The organism is Pseudomonas sp. LS.1a (genome assembly GCF_022533585.1).
Taxonomy (GTDB): Bacteria; Pseudomonadota; Gammaproteobacteria; order Pseudomonadales; family Pseudomonadaceae; genus Aquipseudomonas.
On record NZ_CP092827.1, the window covers coordinates 1,478,351 to 1,497,250 of the forward strand.

Sequence of the window (18,900 nt, forward strand, 5' to 3'; positions counted from 1 at the left end):
GGTGCAGGCCAAGGAGCTGGCGCTGGACATGGCCAGCTGGTCGGTGTCCAGCGTGGCCAACAACCTCGATGTGTTGCAGGCCGGCCTGGCCGATGATGGCGTGTACACCCTCAAGCAGTCCCAGGGCCAGCAGGGCGGCGCGTTTCTCGAGCAGGCCGCGCAGGTGGCGCAGGTGTCGCGGCTGATGTTGCAGGCCATGGATGAAGCGCGGGTACGCCTGGAAAAAAGCCGCAAGGGCGAAGAGGGCGTCAGCCAGGAACGCATTGCCCAGACCATCGAGGCCGCCAGCCTGGTCAGCCAGTTGCAGGGCGCCGTCAGCGATGCCGGCTACCAGAGTGTGCTGGGCGAGGTAGCGGGGCACATTGGCAGTTTCTCGGAAAAACTTAACGAATACACTGACCAACTGGCCCGCGAGCAGGGGCTGAAGGCGCAGTTGCAGGCCAGTGCCGAGCAAGTCACCGGGCGGGTCGACCAGGCTTACCTGGGGCAGGAGCAGGCCCTGCAGGGTGAACTGAAACGCAATGCCGTGGCCATCGGCCTGGCCACGACATTGGCGCTGCTGGTGGGCGTGCTGGCCGCCTGGCTGATCACCCGCGCCGTGGTCGGGCCGCTCAAGCATGTGATTGCCCGCGCCCAGCGCATTGCCGCTGGCGAGCTGAGCTTTGACGCCCAGGCGCCACGCCGTGACGAAGTAGGGCAGCTGATGCAGGCCATGCAGCAGATGGCGGCGGGCTTGTCGGGCATTGTCAGCGGTTTGCAGCAGGGCATCGAGCAACTGGCCGGTAATGCACAGGCGCTATCGGCGGTGACCGAGCAGACCAACCGCGAGGTGGGCAGCCAGAAGGAAGAGACCGAACAGGTGGCGACTGCCATGCAACAGATGACCGCCACCGTGCACGATGTGGCGCGAAATGCCGAAGAGGCGGCGCTGGCGGCCCAGGCTGCGGATGAGAAGGTGGATTCCGGGCAGCAGGTGGTGCGCCAGAGCATGCAGCGCATCGAGCAACTGGCGGCTGCGGCGGAGACGGCCAGCGTCGGTATCGACAGCCTCAGTGCCGAGATCCACACCATTGGCGACGTGCTGGAAGTGATCAAGAGTGTGGCCGAACAGACCAACCTGCTGGCGCTGAATGCCGCTATCGAAGCGGCCCGGGCCGGTGAGCAAGGGCGTGGCTTTGCAGTGGTAGCTGATGAGGTGCGCGCGTTGGCGCGGCGTACCCGGCAGTCTACCGAGCAGATCGAGACCTTGGTGGCCAGCCTGCGCGGTAATGCCCAGCAGTCGGTGGCGCAGATTCGCGGCAGTACCGAGCTGGTGCGCCTGGCGGTAGCCGATGCGCTGCAGACCGAAAGCGCGCTGGGCAGCATTGCGGCGGCGGTGTCATTGATCCAGCAGATGAACCAGCAGATTGCCGCGGCGGCCGAGCAGCAGAGCTCGGTGGCGGAAGAGATCAGCCGCAGCGTGACGCACATCCGCGGCAGTGCCGATCAGGCGGCGTTGGCGATGCAGGACAATGCCCGGTCGAGTATCGAGTTGGCGCAGTTGGGGACTGACCTGAAGGGGATGGTGGGGCATTTCAGGTTGTGATCTGGGCCTGGGCGTTGTGTTGCCTGTACCGGCCTCTTCGCGGGTAAACCCGCTCCCACAGGAATACCACAAGGCTGAATATTGTGTGATCCCTGTGGGAGCGGGTTTACCCGCGAAGAGGCCGGTACAGGCAACAAATACCTTCAGGCCCTGCGCGGATTTAGGATCATCAAGGTCAACACCCCCGCCACAATCCCCCAGAACGCCGAGCCGATCGAGAACAAGGTCAGCCCCGACGCCGTGACCATGAAGGTGATCAACGCCGCCTCCCGCTCACGCGCTTCGCTCATGGCCACGGTCAGCCCGTTCATGATCGAGCCGAACAGCGCCAGCGCCGCAATCGACAGCACCAGCTCTTTCGGCAATGCCGCAAACAGCGCCGCCAAGGTCGCGCCGAACACCCCGGCAATGCCGTAGAAAATCCCGCACCACACTGCCGCGGTATAACGCTTGGCCGGGTCTTCATGGGCATGCGGCCCGGTGCAGATCGCCGCGCTGATCGCTGCCAGGTTGACCCCGTGCGAGCCAAACGGTGCCAGCAGCAGCGAGGCAAAGCCGGTGGCCGAGATCAGTGGTGAGGCCGGCACCTGGTAGCCGTCCGCGCGCAGCACGGCCACACCCGGCATGTTCTGCGAGGTCATCGCCACCACGAACAGCGGAATGCCAATGCTGATGGTCGCTGCCAGCGAGAAGCTTGGCGTGGTCCACACTGGCGTGGCCACTTCCAGGCGGAAGCTGCTGAAGTCCAGCAGGCCCAAGGCACCGGACAGCGCCGTGCCCACCAGCAGCGCGGCCAGCACGCAGTAACGCGGCGACAGGCGCTTGACCAGCAGGTAGCTGAAGAACATGCCCAGTACCAGCAAGGTGCGGTGCTGGGCGGCGACGAAGATTTCACTGCCGATCTTGAACAGGATGCCCGCCAGCAGCGCCGAGGCCAGCGAGGCCGGGATGCGCTTGACCAGGCGCTCGAAGCTGCCGGTCAGGCCACAGATCAGCACCAGCACGGCGCAGGTAATGTAGGCGCCGATCGCCTCGCCATAGCTGACCCCGCCCAGGCTGGTGATCAGCAAGGCGGCACCGGGGGTGGACCAGGCTACGGTGATCGGCGTGCGGTAACGTAGCGACAGACCGATGCTGCATACCGCCATGCCGATCGACAACGCCCAGATCCATGACGAAATCTGCGCGCTGGTCAGCCCGGCTGCCTGGCCGGCCTGGAACATCAGCACCAGCGAGCTGGTATAGCCGGTGAGCATGGCGATAAAGCCGGCGACCACCGCCGATGGGGAGCTGTCTGCCAGGGGCCGCAGGCGTATGGAAGTGGCATTGGTCATGAACAAAATCCTTGTAAAGGTGTAAGCAGTTTTTTCAGACTACAGCGAGCAAGGTTGATCCTTGCCATACAGCGGCCATTGCTTTTAGCCGTACAGTCGCCAACTATTGGGCGAAAATGCAGAACTGCTTGGGAGTGGAAGGGCGATGTACAAGGTCTATGGCGACTACCAGTCGGGCAACTGCTACAAGGTCAAGCTGATGTTGAACCTGCTGGACCGGCCGTATGAATGGCATCCGGTGGACATCCTCAAGGGCGAGACCGAAACAGCCGAGTTCCTGGCGATGAACCCCAACGGCAAGGTGCCGGTGCTGGAGCTGGAGGACGGCAGCTACCTGTGGGAGTCCAATGCCATTCTCAACTTCCTGGCCGATGGCAGCGAGTTCCTGCCTACCGAGCCGCGCCTGCGTACCCAGGTGTTGCAGTGGCAGTTCTTCGAGCAGTACAGCCATGAGCCATACATTGCCGTGGCGCGCTTCATCCAGTTCTACCTGGGGTTGCCGGACGAGCGCCTGGACGAGTATCGCAAGCTGCACAAGGGTGGGTACAAGGCGCTGAAGGTGATGGAGCGGCAGCTGCAGATGACGCCGTACCTGGTAGGTGACCAGTACTCGATTGCCGACGTGGCGTTGTATGCCTATACCCACGTGGCGCACCAGGGTGGGTTCGACCTGGCCGATTACCCGGCAGTGAGGGCCTGGCTGGAGCGGGTCAGCAGCCACCCGAGGCATGTGCCGATGGTGGGGTAGTTTCTAGCCTTTGCCGGCCTCTTCGCGGGCATGCCCGCTCCCACAGGTATTCCACAATATTCAGCCCTGTGGTGAGCCTGTGGGAGCGGGCGTGCCCGCGAAAGGGCCAGAGCAGGCTGCCCGCAAACCGTCAGGCCGAAGCGAACCGCTCATCCAGGTAGGCAATGATGGCCTTGGACTCATACATCCAGGTCACCTTGCCCGCTTCTTCAATGCGCAGACACGGCACTTTCACCCGGCCGCCACCTTCCTGCAGGGCCTGGCGGTGCGCAGGGTCGTTCTTGGCATCGCGCAGCGCCACCGGCACGTTCAAACGGTGCAGGGTGCGGCGTGTCTTGACGCAGAACGGGCAGGCGTGGAACTGGTACAGCGCCAGGCCCTTGGCCGCTTGCTCGACGCGGGCCTGGGCGGCGGCGTCGCGCTTGCGCTTGGCCGGGCGGCTGATCCAGTCGCCGAACACGATGAGCTGGCCGAGGCCAACCCGCAGGGCTTTGACGATCATGGGCAACTCCTGAAATGAAAAAGCCGACCCGGGAGGGTCGGCTTGGGGTCAGCAGCCAATCACTTGATCAGGCTGAGGAACTCGCTGCGGGTGGCGGCGTTTTCGCGGAACTCACCCAGCATCACCGAGGTGATCATGGTCGAGTTCTGCTTCTCGACACCGCGCATCATCATGCACATGTGCTTGGCTTCGATGACCACGGCCACACCGGCGGCACCGGTTACCTGCTGCACGGCCTCGGCAACCTGGCGGCTGAGGTTTTCCTGGATCTGCAGGCGGCGGGCGTACATGTCGACGATGCGCGCCACCTTCGACAGGCCCAGTACCTTGCCCTTGGGCAGGTAGGCCACGTGCGCCTTGCCGATGAACGGCAGCATGTGGTGTTCGCACATCGAATACAGCTCGATGTCCCGGACCAGCACCATTTCGCTGTTGTCAGAGCTGAACAGCGCGTTGTTGGTGACTTCTTCCAGTGTTTGCTCATAACCGCGGCAAAGGTACTTCATCGCCTTTGCAGCCCGCTTGGGCGTGTCGAGCAGGCCCTCACGGGAGACGTCCTCGCCAATCTGGCTGAGGATCTCGGTGTAGTTCTGTTCCAGGGACATGGATCTACCTGTGGGAAAAAATCGCAAAAACGAAGGGTACGGCGGTGAGGGCGGCGCTGCAAGCGCGGCGTTACTCGTCGCGGCCTTCGAGCATGGTTCGCTTGAGCATCACATAGACCGCGCCGGTGCCGCCGTGGCGGGCGTTGCACGAGGCAAAACCGAGCACCTGCGGGTGCTGGCGCAGCCAGGTGTTGACGTGGCTCTTGATCATCGGACGCTTGCCGTCCAGGCGCGCGGCCTTGCCGTGGGTAACCCGCACGCAGCGCACTTCCAGCCTGGTGGCTTCGGCGATGAAGTCCCACAGGGTTTCGCGGGCCTTTTCCACGGTCATGCCGTGCAGGTCGAGGCTGCCCTCGAACGGGATCTGCCCCAGCTTCAGCTTGCGCAGCTGGCCTTCCTGCACGCCATCGCGGCGCCACAGCAGCTCGTCTTCGGCGCCAACGTCGATGACGAACTGGTCGGACATGCCGTCGATCACCAGCGCCTTGTCACTGCGCACGGTCGCCGCCTGGCGCAGGCCGGCCAGCTGCTGGCGGTCGGCCTTGGGCTTGCCGACTTCGGCGCGGTCGTGCCTGATCGGTTTGACACCGCGCACTTCGGCCTTGAACAGGGAAAAATCGTCGTCTTGCATGATGCCTCCACGTGGGCGGCGTAGTTTACGCGACTGTGGGGCGGTGTGCAGCCTGTACGGGCCCTTTCGCGGGTAAACCCGCTCCCACAATGACCGCGTAAGCAGCGCCTCAATCGTGTTTCTTCATCAGGTGCGGCGACAGGTTCAGCTCGCGCCCACGGCGCAGGCGAATGCGGCTGCGCCGCCAGAAGCGCACGCCTAGCCACAGCAGCAGCAAGCCGGCCCCGGTGAGGATACCGGCCAGCGGTTTGTTGGCATTGAGTTCCGCCAGGGCAGGGTAGTTGCCCAGCAGGCCGGCGACGCCGGCCATTGCCAGCAGCACGCCCAGGGTTGCCAGCAGGGCCGACAGGCCGGCCGCCAGGCGGGCGCCCCAGTTACGCGGTTCGCGCGGGCGAAGGCGCTTGGCGTCGAAACTGCCTTTGAGCTTCATTCCGCTCTCCTCTGTGGATATCCGGAATTCGACCTGGGGCCGCCCATCGGGTTCCGCCCGGCTGCCGGGCGGTTGTACCCAGCCGGTCAGATCAGGCTGGCGGTGGGGGCCACGCAAGCGAAGTTGTCGGCCATCACGGCCATTTCGCACTGGTGAATCTGCGCGGCCGGGATTACCCCATCCTTGAATGCCAGGTCGCGGGTCGCCGAAGCGTCTTCCACCAGGGTGCAGCGGTAACCATAGTCCTTGGCACGACGCACGGTGGTGCTGACGCTGGAATGGCTCATGAAGCCGCACACGATCAGATCCAGGTGGCCCAGTTCCTGGAGGGTCTCGTGCAGCTTGGTGTTCTTGAATGCGTTGGGCATGCGTTTTTCGATGACGATTTCGCCTTCCAGCGGCTCCAGCCCCGGAATGAACTGGCCGGCCGGACCTTGCGGGTCGAAGCGGCCACCGACAGTGCCCAGGTGGCGAACATGGATGATCGGACGGCCGCTCTTGCGCGCGGCGTCGAGCAACCTGGCGATGTTGGCCACGGCCTCGTCCATGCCCGACAGCGCCAGGGGCCCGCTGAGGTACTCCTTTTGCGCATCGATGATGATCAGGCTGGCGTGGCTCAGCTTGGCCGGCGGATAGTCGCGGCCAGTGAGGCGGAACATCGTGGTTGGAACGGACATCAAGGGCTCCTTGGATAGGGCTTTTGTATACCTATTGTCCCCTGCCTTGGCGCCAATGGGAATGGTTGACAACGTAAGCGGCATGGTTACTGGCTTGTGGCTAGCCATTGGGTAATGCAAAGGAACAAATGTGCGAGTGGGACTGTTAGACTTTTGTCCGGTCTGAATTAGGAGTACCCCGTGATCACATCCCGCCTGCGCACGCTGCGCGACTACATCCGCTGGGCGGTCAGCCGCTTCCACGAGCACGACCTGTTCTTCGGCCACGGTGCCGACAACGCCTGGGACGAGGCCCGCCTGCTGGTGCTGGGTGCGGTGCACCTGCCGTGGGAAGTGGCCGACAGCTACCTGGACTGCATGCTCGAGGACGACGAGCGGGTACGCCTGCAGCACTTGCTCAAGCGCCGTATCGAAGAGCGCGTTCCGGCCGCCTACCTGCTGGGCGAGGCCTGGTTCTGCGGCATGTCGTTCATCGTCGACGAGCGCGTGCTGGTGCCACGTTCGCCGATTGGCGAACTGATCGAGAAACGCTTCGAACCGTGGCTGGCGAGCGAGCCGGCGCGCATTCTCGACCTGTGCACCGGTTCCGGCTGCATCGGCATCGTTGCCGCCGACGTGTTCCCCGAGGCCGAGGTGGTGCTGGCCGACCTGTCGTTCGAGGCGCTCGAAGTGGCCAACCAGAACATTGAACGCCACGGCCTGGACGGGCGCGTGTACACCGTGCAAGGCGATGGTTTTGGCGGATTGCCGGGGCAGCGTTTCGACCTGATCCTGTCCAACCCGCCGTATGTCGATGCCGAGGACTTCGACGACATGCCGGCCGAGTACCACCACGAGCCCGAGTTGGGCCTGGCCTGCGGCAACGATGGCCTGGACCTGGTGCGGCGCATGCTGGCCGAAGCGGCGGACCACCTGACCGACAAGGGCTTGCTGATTGTCGAGGTGGGTAACAGCCAGGTGCATGTCGAGGCGCTGTACCCCGAGGTGGACTTTGCCTGGCTGGAGTTCGAGCGCGGCGGGCACGGGGTGTTCATGCTGACCGCCGAGCAGTGCCGCCAGCATCAGGAACTGTTCAAGGCCCGCGTCTGATTCCAGGGCCTCTTCGCGGGTAAACCCTACAGGTATGGCGTTGCCCTCAGGTGCGACGCGGTCCCTGTGGGAGCGGGTTTACCCGCGAAGCAGGCAACGCGGTGTCAGCGCGTGGCAATCCAGATCAGCAACCCCGCCTGGAACACTGCAAACGCCACCAGGCAGGTAATGGTAAAACGCAATCCGCTGTCTTCACGCTGGTACTTGGCCACCCGCTCATCGCGCTCACGCAATTGCCCTTCCTTCTCCTGCAACTGCTGGTCGGCCTGCTGCAGCAGGCTGGCAGCATCCAGTATCTCCACTCGCTGCAAGCGCTCGCTGTTCCACGCGCCCTTGAGCTGGCCCACCGTCATTTCCACGGTACGGCCTTTCAGGTGCTGGCTGTCCTCGTACTCCACCTCGATACCCACCCCGCGCAGGCAGTGGTCACGGCGCAGACGTGAGTCTTCGTTCAGCGCATCCTTGCTCGGCAGCGCCATGCCCTCGACCCGGTAGTGCGACCACTTGCGCTGCAGCCACTGCGCAGCCTGGGCCAGCAGGAAGCGGCCGATGCCACGGTTCGGCGGCTCCAGTTGCAGGCCATGTTCACCGCCGATGCGTACCAGGCGTTCGGCATGGTCGACGCGGATGTCCAGGCGGTTCTGTTCCTTGTGTACCTTCTGGCCCGGCAGTTTGATTTCCATGCGCAGCAGGCTGTGAGCCTTGTCGTGGCGCTCGGCATAGCCGAACTGCACAAAGCGCAGCGGCCGCGCGCCGGTGCTGCGGTCAGTGGGCAGGGCGGCCAGGCGCAGCAACTGGAAATGTTCGGCGGTCAGCTCGGCCCAGGGAAGGGCAGGGCTTTCCTGAGGTTCTTCGGCCGGCTCTGCGGCGACGGGGGTGGTTGTCATCAGGGCTTGTCCTCGGCAATGCCTGCTGTATCGGCAGGCGTGTCCGAGACCTGAGCCCGTTTACCTCACGCTGAAGGCAAATGCTGGATGAACGTCACAATCCGTTCACCCAGCTCCCGCGCCAGCGGCAGTTCGGGGTTGAGGTAGCTGTCGCGCTGCTGGCTCATCGCCTTGGGGCTGATGCGCAGCATGTGGTTCATGCCATCGATCAGCACCAGCTGCGCATCCGGCTTGGCCGCTTTCAGTCGTTGGGCGTCGACCACGCCCACCTGCACATCGTTGCGCCCCTGCACGATCAGTGCGGGCATTGGCAGGCGGGCGAAGGCCGCCGCCGGGTTCTGCTGGAACAGCGAAATCAGGTAGGGCTGCACGCTGGGGCGGAACACCTGGCGCAGCGGCGCCGGCACCTCCAGGCTGGTCTGCCCGGCCTGCAGGCGGTCGAGCAGGGCGCTGCCACCGGCCAGTTGTGCCGGTGGCAGGCGTTGGGCCAGTTGTTCGCGCAGCACTTCGGCCAGCGGCCGGCCGCTGCCGGCCAGGGTGATCACCGCGCTGGCGCCGGCCTGCTCGGCGGCCAGGCTGGCGATCAGCGCGCCCTCGCTGTGGCCGATCAGGATCAGTGGGCCAAAGCGCGGGTCGGCCTTGAGTTTGTGGCTCCAGGCGACCACGTCGGCCACGTAGCGCTCCACGCTGAGGTCACGCTCGTCGGGCGTGGCCGGCTGGCTGGCGGCCACCCCGCGCTTGTCGTAGCGCACGCTGGCGATGTGCTCGTTGGCCAGCAGCAGGGCCAGGCGCTTGAGGTTGTCGACCCGGCCTGACGCCGGGTTGTTGCCGTCACGGTCGGTGGGGCCGGAGCCGGCGATGATCAGCACCACCGGTGGCGGGGTAGCCTGTTCAGGCAGCAGCAGGCTGCCGTGCAGCACGCCCTGGCCGGTGTCGAGGTCGATCGGGCGTTGCAGCACGGTGGGGGTGGCGGCCTGGGCCAGGCCGGTGCACAGCAGGAAGAAGAGGGCGACGAGGCGCGACATCATGCGGTACTACATGGGGAGATAACGGTTTGACCCAGTGTTCGTGGGAAGGTTCGAAGAGGCCAGCACAGGCGATCAATCCATCTGTATACTGCCGCTTTCGTTCACTTCAGGCAGATCTCGCGGAGCGTCCATGTCCGGCAATACCTACGGCAAGCTGTTCACTGTCACCACCGCTGGCGAGAGCCATGGCCCGGCGTTGGTCGCCATTGTCGATGGATGCCCACCAGGCCTGGAAATTTCCCTCGCCGACCTGCAGCACGACCTCGACCGGCGCAAGCCCGGCACCAGCCGTCACACCACCCAGCGCCAGGAAGCCGATGAGGTGGAAATCCTCTCCGGTGTGTTCGAAGGCCGCACCACCGGCTGCTCGATCGGCCTGCTGATCCGCAACACCGACCAGAAGTCCAAGGACTACTCGGCGATCAAGGACCTGTTCCGCCCGGCCCACGCCGACTACACCTACCACCACAAGTACGGCATCCGCGACTACCGCGGCGGTGGCCGTAGCTCGGCCCGCGAAACCGCCATGCGCGTAGCTGCCGGTGCCATCGCCAAGAAGTACCTGGCCACCCAGGGCATCACCGTGCGCGGCTACATGAGCCAGCTGGGCCCGATCGAAATCCCGTTCCAGACCTGGGAGTCGGTGGAGCAGAACGCTTTCTTCAGCCCTGACCCGAGCAAGGTGCCGGAGCTGGAGGCCTACATGGACCAGCTGCGCCGTGACCAGGACTCGGTGGGCGCCAAGATCACCGTGGTCGCCGAAGGCGTGATGCCGGGCCTGGGCGAGCCTATCTTCGACCGCCTCGACGCCGAACTGGCCCACGCGCTGATGAGCATCAACGCGGTCAAGGGCGTGGAAATCGGCGCCGGCTTCGCCAGCGTGGCCCAGCGCGGCACCGAGCACCGTGACGAGCTGACCCCGGAAGGCTTCCTCAGCAACAACGCTGGCGGCATCCTCGGCGGTATTTCTTCGGGCCAGCCGATCGTTGCCCACCTGGCGCTGAAGCCGACCTCCAGCATCACCACCCCGGGCCGCTCCATCGACATCGACGGCAACCCGGTGGACGTCGTCACCAAAGGCCGCCACGACCCGTGCGTGGGCATCCGCGCCACGCCGATCGCCGAGGCGATGATGGCCATCGTGCTGATGGACCACCTGCTGCGCCATCGTGCGCAGAATGCCGATGTGAAAGTGAATACCCCGGTGCTGGGCCAGCTCTGATTCGCCAGTAGCGGCCTCTTCGCGGGTAAACCCGCTCCCACAGGAATATCACTGGGCCTGAGGGCAGTGAGGTACCTGTGGGAGCGGGTTTACCCGCGAAGAGGCCGCCACAGGTTCCCACAAGGCCATCCCATGCAACCAATCCCCTACTGGCGCCTGTCCAGCTTCTACCTGTTCTACTTCGCCCTGCTTGGTTCCACCGCCCCCTTCCTGGCGCTGTACTTCGACCACCTGGGCTTCTCCCCGGCGCGCATCGGCGAGCTGGTGGCCATCCCCATGCTCATGCGTTGCATTGCCCCCAACCTGTGGGGCTGGCTGGGTGACCGCACCGGCCAGCGCCTGCTGATCGTGCGCCTGGGCGCGTTGTCGACGCTGGCCACTTTCGCCCTGATCTTCCTTGGCAAAAGCTACGCCTGGCTGGCGCTGGTCATGGCCCTGCATGCATTCTTCTGGCATGCGGTGCTGCCGCAGTTCGAGGTCATCACCCTGGCCCACCTGCACGGGCAAACCGCGCGCTACAGCCAGGTGCGCCTGTGGGGCTCGATCGGTTTCATCCTCACCGTGGTCGGCCTGGGCCGACTGTTCGAGTGGCTGAGCCTGGATATCTACCCGGTGGCGCTGGTCACGATCATGGCCGGCATCGTCGCCGCCAGCCTGTGGGTACCCAATGCCCAGCCGGTGGAGCAGGGCGAGCGCAGCGGCGCGGGCGGCTTCCTGCAGCAGCTGCGGGCGCCGGGGGTGATCGCGTTCTACGCCTGCGTGGCACTGATGCAGCTCAGCCACGGGCCGTACTACACCTTCCTCACCCTGCACCTGGAGCACCTGGGCTATGCCCGTGGTGCCATCGGCTTGCTGTGGGCACTGGGGGTGGTGGCCGAAGTACTGGTGTTCATGGCCATGAGCCGCATCTTCGCGCGCTTTTCCGTGCAGCGGGTGCTGCTGGCCAGCTTCGTGCTGGCGGCGCTGCGCTGGCTGTTGCTGGGTAACCTGGCCGGCGAGCCGGCGGTGCTGGTGTTCGCCCAGGTGCTGCACGCGGCCACCTTCGGCTGCTTCCATGCCGCCAGCATCGCTTTTGTCCAGGGCAGCTTCGGCGCCCGCCAGCAGGGCCAGGGCCAGGCGCTGTATGCGGCGCTGTCGGGCACCGGCGGTGCGTTGGGGGCGTTGTATTCAGGCTACAGCTGGAAACTGCTGGGGCCCACCTTCACCTTTGGTATGGCCAGTGCCGCAGCCTTGGCTGCAGCCGTTATCATTGCCCTTTGTTCGCAACCGACCAGGACCCGCCCCTGATGAGCATTCTCAGCGTTTTCCACCCCTCCAGCCCGGAACTGCCGAACAAGGTGCTGACCCATCACGACGACATCGCCGTCACCCTGGCCGAGCAGGGCGTGCACTTTACCCATGCCGAGCATGGCCTGCGGGTGCGCCCGGGCACAGCCCAGGACGAGGTGCTGGAGGCCTGCCGCGGGCACCTGGACCAGTTGATGACGGCGCATGGCAGCAAGGCTTTCGTGTTGCTCAACCGTGACGGAGAGGCCCCGGCGCAGGTGGACGTGCGCGATGAGCACGTGCATGACGCCGACGAGGTGTTTGCCGTGGTCAGCGGGCGGGCGCAGGTTGGCCTGCGGGTGGGGGAGTGGGTGTATTCGGTGCTGTGCGAGAAGGGTGACCAGCTCGTGGTGCCGGCGGGGACCCGGCGCTGGGTTGAGCTGGGCGATGCGCCGTTTTGCCTGGCGTTGCGGCTGTATGGCAGCGAGCAGGGTATGCAACCGCGTTTTACCGGGGATGTGACGGCGCGGGCGTTCCAGGGCATCGACGAACTGTAATGGCTTTACCGGCCTCTTCGCGGGCAAGCCCGCGAAGAGGCCAGATCAGCCAACACAAAACTCAGCGATAAGTCGGCAAGGCAAACCGCTGCTGGCTCTGCAGCATCGAGATCACCGGCAATTCACTGGCCTGCTCGGCCAAATCCCGGCGAATCGCACTGATCGCCCAGGACAGCTGCTCGGCACTGTGCAGTTGCGCATAGGTCAGCACCCGGCGGGTAACCTTGCCATCAGCAGCGCGCAGGGTCAGTAGCACACCGCCGTCGGGGCGGGCCTGGGTATTTACCTGGTAGGCCGAAAATACCGAAACGAACTTTTCCTGGATGAGGTCCATATCAACTCCTGGCTGTTGCGTGGCAGACATGAGTTGATGGTTGCAGTGACCGTGCCAGTATGTTTTTTCTGGAAAAAATCTTTAAATTCAGTCGGTTACGTCAATCTTCCCGGAACGCTGTCGTGCAACCTGCACGGTCGTGCATTTTGCACAGTGCATATTGCATGACCCGCGGCCAGCTATCGGTCCGATAGAATCTGAACCTTTGACCCGGCAGCCTTGCCTGACAAAGACTTGGGCAACGATTTCTGCCAGGAGGTTCCAAATGTCCAGCCAACCCACGCCCGTCGCCATGACCGACGATGAAACCGCTGCCTTCGCCGAGCAAGTGTTCGAACGTGCCCGCCAAGGCGATGCCCAGATGCTTGGGCGCCTGCTTGCCAGCGGCCTGGCGGCCAACCTGCGCAACCACAAGGGTGACACCCTGCTGATGCTGGCCAGCTACCACGGCCACCACGACGCGGTGCGCGTGCTGCTGGCGCACGGCGCCGACCCGCTGATTGCCAACGACAACGGTCAGTTGCCTATCGCCGGTGCCGCGTTCAAGGGGGACCTGGCCATGATCCGCCTGTTGCTGGAGCACGGCGTGCCAGTGGACGCCGCCGCGCAGGATGGCCGCACCGCACTGATGCTGGCGGCCATGTTCAACCGTAGCGAAATCCTCGACTACCTGCTGGCTCAGGGCGCCGACCCGGCTCGCCAGGATGCCCGCGGTGCCACCGCGCTGATGGCGGCGCAAACCATGGGGGCCGTGGACACCGCGGCACGCCTGCAAGCGCTGGCCGGCTAACCGCAAGGGGGCATTTGCGGCTATCCTTGGCGACTTTTCACCCGTCGCAGGCCCCCTTTCATGAAAACTCAGTTGCTCGAATTCATCAGCCTCATTGGCGCCGGCTGCATGCGCGAGGAAGACATCGAGCGCATCGCCGACGAGGCCGCCCAGGCCTACGCCGACCCCGCCGCTTTCCTGGCTGCCAACCCCGACATCAACTACGACGACAGCTTCCCCATCCCGCTGGGCGAATGGGTGGTGCTGGGCAGCCTGCCGGACACCGTGGTATTCCAGGCCGACAGCTACCAGGACCTGTTCCAGCAGATCAGCGATTCGTTCGACCAGAGTGTGCCGTTCACCCTCAAGCCCAAGCAGCTTGCCCGCACCGAGCCGCTGACCGCGCTCAATCGCATCCAGGTGCAGATGGGCGCACTGAACAAAGAGGCTGGTGGTTATGTGCTGCTTAACTTCAGCCAGTTGCTGGATGACGAGCTGCAGATGGTGATGGTGGGGCAGAACGACCTGGCGCGTGTGCTGGAGCTGGGGGCAGAGTTGGGGATCAGGGTCGAGCCGGCCCTGGAGGCCCTGAAGGTCGCCGTACACATCTGATTTCAGCGTTTGCTTCTTCGCGGGTAAACCCGCTCCCACAGGGATATCACTCCCTTCAGGCCCAGTGATATCCCTGTGGGAGCGGGTTTACCCGCGAAGAGGCCTGCACAGGCAGCTTCAAGCATCAGCCCAGCGCGGTATCGAGGAACATCATCACCGCAAACCCACCCATCAACCCCAGGGTCGCGGCCGTCTGGTGGCCATTGCGGTGGGTTTCGGGAATCACTTCGTGGCTCACCACAAAGATCATCGCCCCCGCCGCCAGCCCCATGCTCACCGGGTAGGCCAAGGCAAAACCGGTCGAAATCCCCAGGCCGATCACCGCGCCCAGCGGCTCCATCAGCCCCGACCCGATCGCCACCAGCGCGGCCTTCAGGCTCGACAATCCGGTTGCGCGCAAGGCCAGCGCCACAGCCAGCCCCTCAGGGATGTCCTGGATGGCGATGGCGCTGGTCAGCGGCAGGCCGATGTTCATGTCGCCATTGGCAAAGCTCACGCCAATGGCCATGCCCTCAGGCAGGTTGTGCAGGGTAATCGCCAGCACGAACAACCACACCCGGCTGATGCGCTCGGCCTCTGGGCCGCACGGGCCGGTGCTTTCGTGTTCATGCGGGGTGAAGCGGTCCAGGCCCAGCATCAGCAACACACCCAGGCCCATGCCCAGCACCACGGTAAAGGCCGCGGCCGGGCCGTTGCCGGTAATTTCGCGGGCGGCATCCAGGCCCGGCAGAATCAGCGAGAACGAACTGGCCGCCAGCATCATGCCGGCGGCAAAACCCAGCATCACGTCCTGGGTGCGCGCTCGCACATCGCGCAGCACCACCGCCAGCACCGCGCCCAGCGCCGTGGCGCCAAAGCCGGACAACCCGCCCAGCATGGCCAGGTGCAGGTTGTCGGCGTGGTCGCCGTTCACCGCGTTCCACAGGCTGGCGGCCAGCAGCAGCACCACCGCCAGCAGGCTCAACCCCAGACCGGCGCTGAGCCAGGGGGTGTTCATGGCCTGTTGGCGCCAGGCGTTCAGCAGCGAGGGTGGGGTGGCGCTTTGGGTGTGGGCGGGGGCATGTGAACCTCGAATCTGTGGATACCGGCAGTCTACTCAGGGACCTGCGCCAATCGCCAAGGATTCCCTTCTATTGCCTTGATAGCTGGCTATGCTGTGGCAAAGCCTCTGGACAGGAGTTTAGGCATGGGTTCGACGTTCAACAGCCTGGTCGGGCTGATCATCCTGGCGCTGGATATCTGGGCCATCCTCAATGTGATCAAGAGCGGCAGCGAAGTGGGCATCAAGGTGTTGTGGATCTTGCTGATCGCCTTGCTGCCGGTGGTGGGCCTGGTGATCTGGGCGATTGCCGGGCCGCGGGGGAATGTGCGGATCTGAATGTCTGTTACGGCCTCTTCGCGGGCGTGCCCGCGAAGAGGCCGTAACAGACAAAACCGGCAATACCCCCGTGACAAAATTTTCACATTGGTTTAAACAGAATCCGCACCCGCACAATGCTGCGTTGGTATACACCTGCGCCATCTCCGCAAACCCGCAATCCTAGGACCTTCCCATTCATGGCTAACCCGGACGCCTTGAAGCAACGGGGCGCGCGAGCGTCGTTCTCGCCCACCCTGAAATCCCACCTGGCCTACACGCTGCTCAGCGGCCTGGTGATCATGCTGATGCTCAGCCTCGTGCGCCTGGCGCTGCTGGTCTACAACAGCGACATGGTCGGCGATACCCCCAGCGCGACAGTCGCCGAAGGCTTTCTCAACGGCTTGCGCTTCGACCTGCGAGTGGTGGTGTACATCAGTATTCCGCTGCTGCTGGCCATCCTCAGTCCCTGGGCCATGGCCCGGCGTGGCCTGTTCCGTTTCTGGCTGACCATCACCTCGAGCGTGGTGATGTTCCTCGGCCTGATGGAAATGGACTTCTATCGCGAGTTCCACCAGCGCCTCAACGGTCTGGTGTTCCAGTACATCAAGGAAGACCCGAAAACCGTACTGAGCATGCTCTGGTACGGCTTCCCGGTGGTGCGCTACCTGCTGGCCTGGCTGTTCGGTACCTGGCTGCTGAGCCTGCTGTTCAAGGGCATCGACCGCATGACCCGTGGCAATCGCCCCGGCGAGGTCACCCTGCAGCACCGCGCGGCGCCGTGGTACAACCGCCTGGCGGTGTTCATGGTGATCCTGCTGGTGGCCGTGGTCGCCGCCCGTGGCACCCTGCGCCAGGGCCCGCCGATGCGTTGGGGTGATGCCTTCACCACCGATTCCAACTTCGTCAACCAGCTGGGCCTGAACGGCACCCTGACCCTGATCGATGCCGCCAAGAGCCGCTTCGGCGAGGACCGCGCCAACATCTGGAAGCCGGTGCTGGAGCAGGACGTGGCGACGCAGAGCGTGCGCGAGCAGCTGCTGACCGCCAACGACACCCTGGTCGATGCCGACGAGGCTGCCATCCGCCGCGACTTCGTGCCGCCGGCCGAGCGCACCCTGCCGATCAAGAACGTGGTGGTGATCCTGATGGAAAGCTTCGCCGGCCACTCGGTGGGCGCGCTGGGCAGCCCCAACAACATCACCCCGTACTTCGACAAGCTGGCCAAAGAGGGCCTGCTGTTCGACCGCTTCTTCTCCAACGGCACCCATACCCACCAGGGCATGTTCGCCACCATGGCCTGCTTCCCCAACCTGCCAGGCTTCGAATACCTGATGCAGACCCCGGAAGGCGGCCACAAGCTGTCCGGCCTGCCGGCCTTGCTCAGCGCCCGCGACTACGACGACGTGTACGTCTATAACGGCGACTTTGCCTGGGACAACCAGTCCGGGTTCTTCGGCAACCAGGGCATGACCACCTTCATTGGCCGTAACGACTTCGTCAACCCGGTGTTCTCCGACCCGACCTGGGGTGTGTCCGACCAGGACATGTTCGACCGTGGCGCCGAAGAGCTGGCCAAGCACGACGGCAAGAAGCCGATCTACGCGCTGCTGCAGACCCTGTCCAACCACACCCCGTACGCGCTGCCCAAGGACCTGCCGGTAGAACCGGTAACCGGCCAGGGCCGCCTGGACGAGCACCTGACTGCCATGCGCTACTCGGACTGGGCGCTGGGGCAATTCTTCGAGAAGGCGCGCAAGGAGCCGTACTTCAAGGAAACCCTGTTCGTCATCGTTGGCGACCATGGCTTTGGCAACCACCAGCAGGTCACCGAGCTGGACCTGGGCCGCTTCAACGTGCCGCTGCTGCTGATTGGCCCTGGCATCCAGGAGAAGTTCGGTGCGGTCAACCACACCGTGGGTACCCAGGTCGACATCGTGCCGACCATCATGGGCCGCCTGGGTGGCCAGGCCCGTCACCAGTGCTGGGGCCGCGACCTGCTCAACCTGCCTGAGGGAGACCAGGGCGTGGGCATGATCAAGCCATCGGGCAGCGAGCAGATCGTTGGCCTGGTACAGGGCGACCGCATCCTGATCGAGTCCAAGGACATGACCCCGCGCATGTACCGCTACCAGCTGGGCAGCGAGTTCAAGGCCGAGCTGATCGAAAGCCCGGACCAGCCGGAGATGCTGAAGAAGCTGGAAGCGTATATCCAGACGGCGACCAAGAGCCTGCTGGATAACACGGCCGGTGTTGTGCACGGCACTCCAAAGTAAATCGGGGCCGTTTCACGGCCCATTCGCGGGCACGCCCGCTCCCACAGGTACAGCACAGGTTTCGAACCTTGTGGTGACCCTGTGGGAGCGGGCGTGCCCGCGAATGGGCCCGACACAAATCCCCAGACTGAACATTCTCCCTACCCCAAGGTCACTTGTTTCAGGCATCACACACCCGGTGTTCGTTGACTGAGAGGGTTCGTTCAATGAAAGAGTGGGAAGTCATCTTTGCCGACCAGAAAGGCGTGCTCACCACCTTGACGCTGCGTGGCGACCAGTGCCCCAGCGAGGAGGATGCCGCGCGGGCCATCCGTTCGCACCTGTTCCCGGTGATGGACGAGCTGGACCTCAACGACTTTCAGGACCGCGCCGTTTCCCCCACCGCTCGCTGGCTCAAGGAACAGAGCGGCGTGACCATCACCAGCATCCACGAAACACCCTGAACCACACGTTTGCGTGGCGCCCTGGCAGGCACTACGCTGCATGAAGGTACCAGCCTATTCTGCGGGTTGGCACTGCATCCCTTCGCGTCTTGCATCAGCTCGAACTGCCCGGCCGCTGCCGGCAGGTGCGTAGTGCACGGAAAGTCTATCCATCGCATTATTCAGGAGGACGTTTCATGAGCAGCCAGAACGACGATATCAGCAGCAACGTCCTGCGCCAGATGAAAGCAGGCGGTTTCGACTTCACCCAGATCCACCCCATCGAGTTCTACGCCATATTCCCCGACGAAGCAGGGGCCCGCCGCGCGGCCGGGCAGTTTCGCGGTGAATCGCTGAATGCCCAGGTGAAGGAACTGGGCGACGGTGCCTGGCATCTGGAGCTGAGCAAGGTCATGTATGCCACCCATGGCGGGATTGGTGACTTCGAAGAGACCTTCGAGCAGCTGGTGACACCTTATGGTGGTGAGGTGGAAGGGTGGGGGGTCAAGCAGGAGCGGCCCATAGCCTGAAAGTCTTGTGTTGCCTTCTTCGCGGGCAAGCCCGCGAAG

Annotated in this window: 22 protein-coding genes and 1 pseudogene; 13 read left to right on the plus strand and 10 right to left on the minus strand. The window is 64.3% G+C overall.

The window, feature by feature from the left end; genetic code table 11:
• Positions 1–196: 196 nt before the first annotated feature.
• Together MKK04_RS26610 and MKK04_RS26615 are read left to right on the plus strand one after the other, a co-directional pair.
• A pseudogene (locus tag MKK04_RS26610) lies at positions 197–724 on the plus strand (HAMP domain-containing protein); the annotation flags it as partial.
• Complete coding sequence (locus tag MKK04_RS26615) at positions 722–1,585, plus strand: methyl-accepting chemotaxis protein (RefSeq protein WP_442964569.1); 864 nt, start codon at positions 722–724, stop codon at positions 1,583–1,585. The pseudogene MKK04_RS26610 and the gene MKK04_RS26615, both read left to right, overlap by 3 nt.
• A gap of 143 nt (positions 1,586–1,728) precedes the next feature.
• Here the strand turns inward: MKK04_RS26615 and MKK04_RS06830 are convergent, their stop codons facing one another.
• Positions 1,729–2,919, minus strand: coding sequence for a benzoate/H(+) symporter BenE family transporter (locus MKK04_RS06830; protein ID WP_207832321.1), 1,191 nt, complete (start codon positions 2,917–2,919; stop codon positions 1,729–1,731).
• A 145-nt stretch (positions 2,920–3,064) separates the two neighbouring features.
• On the opposite strand from MKK04_RS06830, the gene MKK04_RS06835 reads away from it, so the two are divergent.
• The gene (locus MKK04_RS06835; protein WP_207832319.1) at positions 3,065–3,667 is read left to right on the plus strand and encodes a glutathione S-transferase family protein; all 603 of its coding nucleotides are present in this window, start codon (positions 3,065–3,067) and stop codon (positions 3,665–3,667) included.
• A 130-nt stretch (positions 3,668–3,797) separates the two neighbouring features.
• Here MKK04_RS06835 and MKK04_RS06840 read toward each other — a convergent pair whose 3' ends face one another.
• The 5 genes from MKK04_RS06840 to MKK04_RS06860 form a co-directional block, all read right to left on the minus strand.
• Positions 3,798–4,169 carry a glutaredoxin family protein gene (locus tag MKK04_RS06840; RefSeq protein WP_063911660.1) on the minus strand — a complete coding sequence of 124 codons (372 nt, stop codon included), beginning with the start codon at positions 4,167–4,169 and terminating at the stop codon, positions 3,798–3,800.
• Positions 4,170–4,228: 59 nt separating this feature from the next.
• A complete protein-coding gene (gene folE, locus MKK04_RS06845; RefSeq protein ID WP_013971502.1) occupies positions 4,229–4,774 on the minus strand; it encodes a GTP cyclohydrolase I FolE in 546 nt (181 codons plus the stop codon).
• A 70-nt stretch (positions 4,775–4,844) separates the two neighbouring features.
• Positions 4,845–5,405 carry a Smr/MutS family protein gene (locus MKK04_RS06850; RefSeq protein WP_063911661.1) on the minus strand — a complete coding sequence of 187 codons (561 nt, stop codon included), beginning with the start codon at positions 5,403–5,405 and terminating at the stop codon, positions 4,845–4,847.
• A gap of 109 nt (positions 5,406–5,514) precedes the next feature.
• Entirely contained in the window at positions 5,515–5,835 is a 321-nt protein-coding gene (locus MKK04_RS06855; RefSeq protein WP_207832317.1) for a hypothetical protein, read from the minus strand.
• Between the two features lie 86 nt (positions 5,836–5,921).
• A complete protein-coding gene (locus MKK04_RS06860) occupies positions 5,922–6,512 on the minus strand; it encodes a cysteine hydrolase family protein (protein ID WP_063911663.1) in 591 nt (196 codons plus the stop codon).
• Between the two features lie 180 nt (positions 6,513–6,692).
• Between MKK04_RS06860 and prmB the strand changes: the two genes are divergently transcribed.
• On the plus strand, positions 6,693–7,601 hold the full coding sequence (gene prmB, locus MKK04_RS06865) for a 50S ribosomal protein L3 N(5)-glutamine methyltransferase (RefSeq protein ID WP_015269350.1): 909 nt from the start codon (positions 6,693–6,695) through the stop codon (positions 7,599–7,601).
• A gap of 104 nt (positions 7,602–7,705) precedes the next feature.
• On the opposite strand, the gene MKK04_RS06870 is transcribed toward prmB, so the two are convergent.
• Together MKK04_RS06870 and MKK04_RS06875 are read right to left on the minus strand one after the other, a co-directional pair.
• The gene (locus MKK04_RS06870) at positions 7,706–8,488 is read right to left on the minus strand and encodes a hypothetical protein (RefSeq protein WP_207832313.1); all 783 of its coding nucleotides are present in this window, start codon (positions 8,486–8,488) and stop codon (positions 7,706–7,708) included.
• A 65-nt stretch (positions 8,489–8,553) separates the two neighbouring features.
• A complete protein-coding gene (locus tag MKK04_RS06875) occupies positions 8,554–9,516 on the minus strand; it encodes an alpha/beta hydrolase (RefSeq protein WP_207832311.1) in 963 nt (320 codons plus the stop codon).
• Positions 9,517–9,646: 130 nt separating this feature from the next.
• On the opposite strand from MKK04_RS06875, the gene aroC reads away from it, so the two are divergent.
• The 3 genes from aroC to MKK04_RS06890 all read left to right on the plus strand — a co-directional run bounded on the left by aroC (position 9,647) and on the right by MKK04_RS06890 (position 12,561).
• A complete protein-coding gene (gene aroC / locus MKK04_RS06880) occupies positions 9,647–10,738 on the plus strand; it encodes a chorismate synthase (protein ID WP_063911667.1) in 1,092 nt (363 codons plus the stop codon).
• A gap of 132 nt (positions 10,739–10,870) precedes the next feature.
• Complete coding sequence (locus MKK04_RS06885; RefSeq protein WP_063911668.1) at positions 10,871–12,025, plus strand: MFS transporter; 1,155 nt, start codon at positions 10,871–10,873, stop codon at positions 12,023–12,025.
• Positions 12,025–12,561 (plus strand): oxidase, encoded by a 537-nt coding sequence (locus MKK04_RS06890; protein WP_241106388.1) that lies wholly within the window; start codon positions 12,025–12,027, stop codon positions 12,559–12,561. The genes MKK04_RS06885 and MKK04_RS06890 overlap by 1 nt, the downstream gene beginning before the upstream one ends.
• Positions 12,562–12,622: 61 nt before the next feature.
• Here the strand turns inward: MKK04_RS06890 and MKK04_RS06895 are convergent, their stop codons facing one another.
• Positions 12,623–12,895: a DUF3509 domain-containing protein gene (locus tag MKK04_RS06895; protein ID WP_013971511.1), complete on the minus strand. Its 273-nt coding sequence runs from the start codon at positions 12,893–12,895 to the stop codon at positions 12,623–12,625.
• A gap of 265 nt (positions 12,896–13,160) precedes the next feature.
• Between MKK04_RS06895 and MKK04_RS06900 the strand changes: the two genes are divergently transcribed.
• A complete protein-coding gene (locus tag MKK04_RS06900) occupies positions 13,161–13,685 on the plus strand; it encodes an ankyrin repeat domain-containing protein (protein ID WP_233694390.1) in 525 nt (174 codons plus the stop codon).
• A gap of 60 nt (positions 13,686–13,745) precedes the next feature.
• The gene (locus MKK04_RS06905) at positions 13,746–14,276 is read left to right on the plus strand and encodes a hypothetical protein (RefSeq protein WP_207832303.1); all 531 of its coding nucleotides are present in this window, start codon (positions 13,746–13,748) and stop codon (positions 14,274–14,276) included.
• A gap of 124 nt (positions 14,277–14,400) precedes the next feature.
• Here MKK04_RS06905 and MKK04_RS06910 read toward each other — a convergent pair whose 3' ends face one another.
• Complete coding sequence (locus tag MKK04_RS06910; protein WP_156510850.1) at positions 14,401–15,273, minus strand: ZIP family metal transporter; 873 nt, start codon at positions 15,271–15,273, stop codon at positions 14,401–14,403.
• Between the two features lie 189 nt (positions 15,274–15,462).
• Here MKK04_RS06910 and MKK04_RS06915 point away from each other — a divergent pair, with 189 nt between their 5' ends.
• The 4 genes from MKK04_RS06915 (at position 15,463) to MKK04_RS06930 (ending at position 18,861) form a co-directional block, all read left to right on the plus strand.
• On the plus strand, positions 15,463–15,654 hold the full coding sequence (locus MKK04_RS06915) for a PLDc N-terminal domain-containing protein (protein WP_012271091.1): 192 nt from the start codon (positions 15,463–15,465) through the stop codon (positions 15,652–15,654).
• Positions 15,655–15,833: 179 nt separating this feature from the next.
• A complete protein-coding gene (locus tag MKK04_RS06920) occupies positions 15,834–17,909 on the plus strand; it encodes an LTA synthase family protein (protein ID WP_207832301.1) in 2,076 nt (691 codons plus the stop codon).
• Positions 17,910–18,115: 206 nt separating this feature from the next.
• Positions 18,116–18,352 (plus strand): hypothetical protein, encoded by a 237-nt coding sequence (locus MKK04_RS06925; RefSeq protein WP_207832299.1) that lies wholly within the window; start codon positions 18,116–18,118, stop codon positions 18,350–18,352.
• A gap of 176 nt (positions 18,353–18,528) precedes the next feature.
• Entirely contained in the window at positions 18,529–18,861 is a 333-nt protein-coding gene (locus MKK04_RS06930) for a ribonuclease E inhibitor RraB (RefSeq protein ID WP_063911675.1), read from the plus strand.
• The last annotated feature ends 39 nt before the right edge of the window (positions 18,862–18,900 follow it).

Bases quoted from the DNA above. Each gene is read 5' to 3' on its own strand.
- MKK04_RS26615 (WP_442964569.1), top strand. From the start codon at position 722: ATGGCGGCGGGCTTGTCGGGCATTGTCAGCGGTTTGCAGCAGGGCATC.
- MKK04_RS06830 (WP_207832321.1), bottom strand. From the start codon at position 2,919: ATGACCAATGCCACTTCCATACGCCTGCGGCCCCTGGCAGACAGCTCC.
- MKK04_RS06835 (WP_207832319.1), top strand. From the start codon at position 3,065: ATGTACAAGGTCTATGGCGACTACCAGTCGGGCAACTGCTACAAGGTC.
- MKK04_RS06840 (WP_063911660.1), bottom strand. From the start codon at position 4,169: ATGATCGTCAAAGCCCTGCGGGTTGGCCTCGGCCAGCTCATCGTGTTC.
- folE (WP_013971502.1), bottom strand. From the start codon at position 4,774: ATGTCCCTGGAACAGAACTACACCGAGATCCTCAGCCAGATTGGCGAG.
- MKK04_RS06850 (WP_063911661.1), bottom strand. From the start codon at position 5,405: ATGCAAGACGACGATTTTTCCCTGTTCAAGGCCGAAGTGCGCGGTGTC.
- MKK04_RS06855 (WP_207832317.1), bottom strand. From the start codon at position 5,835: ATGAAGCTCAAAGGCAGTTTCGACGCCAAGCGCCTTCGCCCGCGCGAA.
- MKK04_RS06860 (WP_063911663.1), bottom strand. From the start codon at position 6,512: ATGTCCGTTCCAACCACGATGTTCCGCCTCACTGGCCGCGACTATCCG.
- MKK04_RS06870 (WP_207832313.1), bottom strand. From the start codon at position 8,488: ATGACAACCACCCCCGTCGCCGCAGAGCCGGCCGAAGAACCTCAGGAA.
- MKK04_RS06875 (WP_207832311.1), bottom strand. From the start codon at position 9,516: ATGATGTCGCGCCTCGTCGCCCTCTTCTTCCTGCTGTGCACCGGCCTG.
- aroC (WP_063911667.1), top strand. From the start codon at position 9,647: ATGTCCGGCAATACCTACGGCAAGCTGTTCACTGTCACCACCGCTGGC.
- MKK04_RS06885 (WP_063911668.1), top strand. From the start codon at position 10,871: ATGCAACCAATCCCCTACTGGCGCCTGTCCAGCTTCTACCTGTTCTAC.
- MKK04_RS06890 (WP_241106388.1), top strand. From the start codon at position 12,025: ATGAGCATTCTCAGCGTTTTCCACCCCTCCAGCCCGGAACTGCCGAAC.
- MKK04_RS06895 (WP_013971511.1), bottom strand. From the start codon at position 12,895: ATGGACCTCATCCAGGAAAAGTTCGTTTCGGTATTTTCGGCCTACCAG.
- MKK04_RS06900 (WP_233694390.1), top strand. From the start codon at position 13,161: ATGTCCAGCCAACCCACGCCCGTCGCCATGACCGACGATGAAACCGCT.
- MKK04_RS06905 (WP_207832303.1), top strand. From the start codon at position 13,746: ATGAAAACTCAGTTGCTCGAATTCATCAGCCTCATTGGCGCCGGCTGC.
- MKK04_RS06910 (WP_156510850.1), bottom strand. From the start codon at position 15,273: ATGAACACCCCCTGGCTCAGCGCCGGTCTGGGGTTGAGCCTGCTGGCG.
- MKK04_RS06915 (WP_012271091.1), top strand. From the start codon at position 15,463: ATGGGTTCGACGTTCAACAGCCTGGTCGGGCTGATCATCCTGGCGCTG.
- MKK04_RS06920 (WP_207832301.1), top strand. From the start codon at position 15,834: ATGGCTAACCCGGACGCCTTGAAGCAACGGGGCGCGCGAGCGTCGTTC.
- MKK04_RS06925 (WP_207832299.1), top strand. From the start codon at position 18,116: ATGAAAGAGTGGGAAGTCATCTTTGCCGACCAGAAAGGCGTGCTCACC.
- MKK04_RS06930 (WP_063911675.1), top strand. From the start codon at position 18,529: ATGAGCAGCCAGAACGACGATATCAGCAGCAACGTCCTGCGCCAGATG.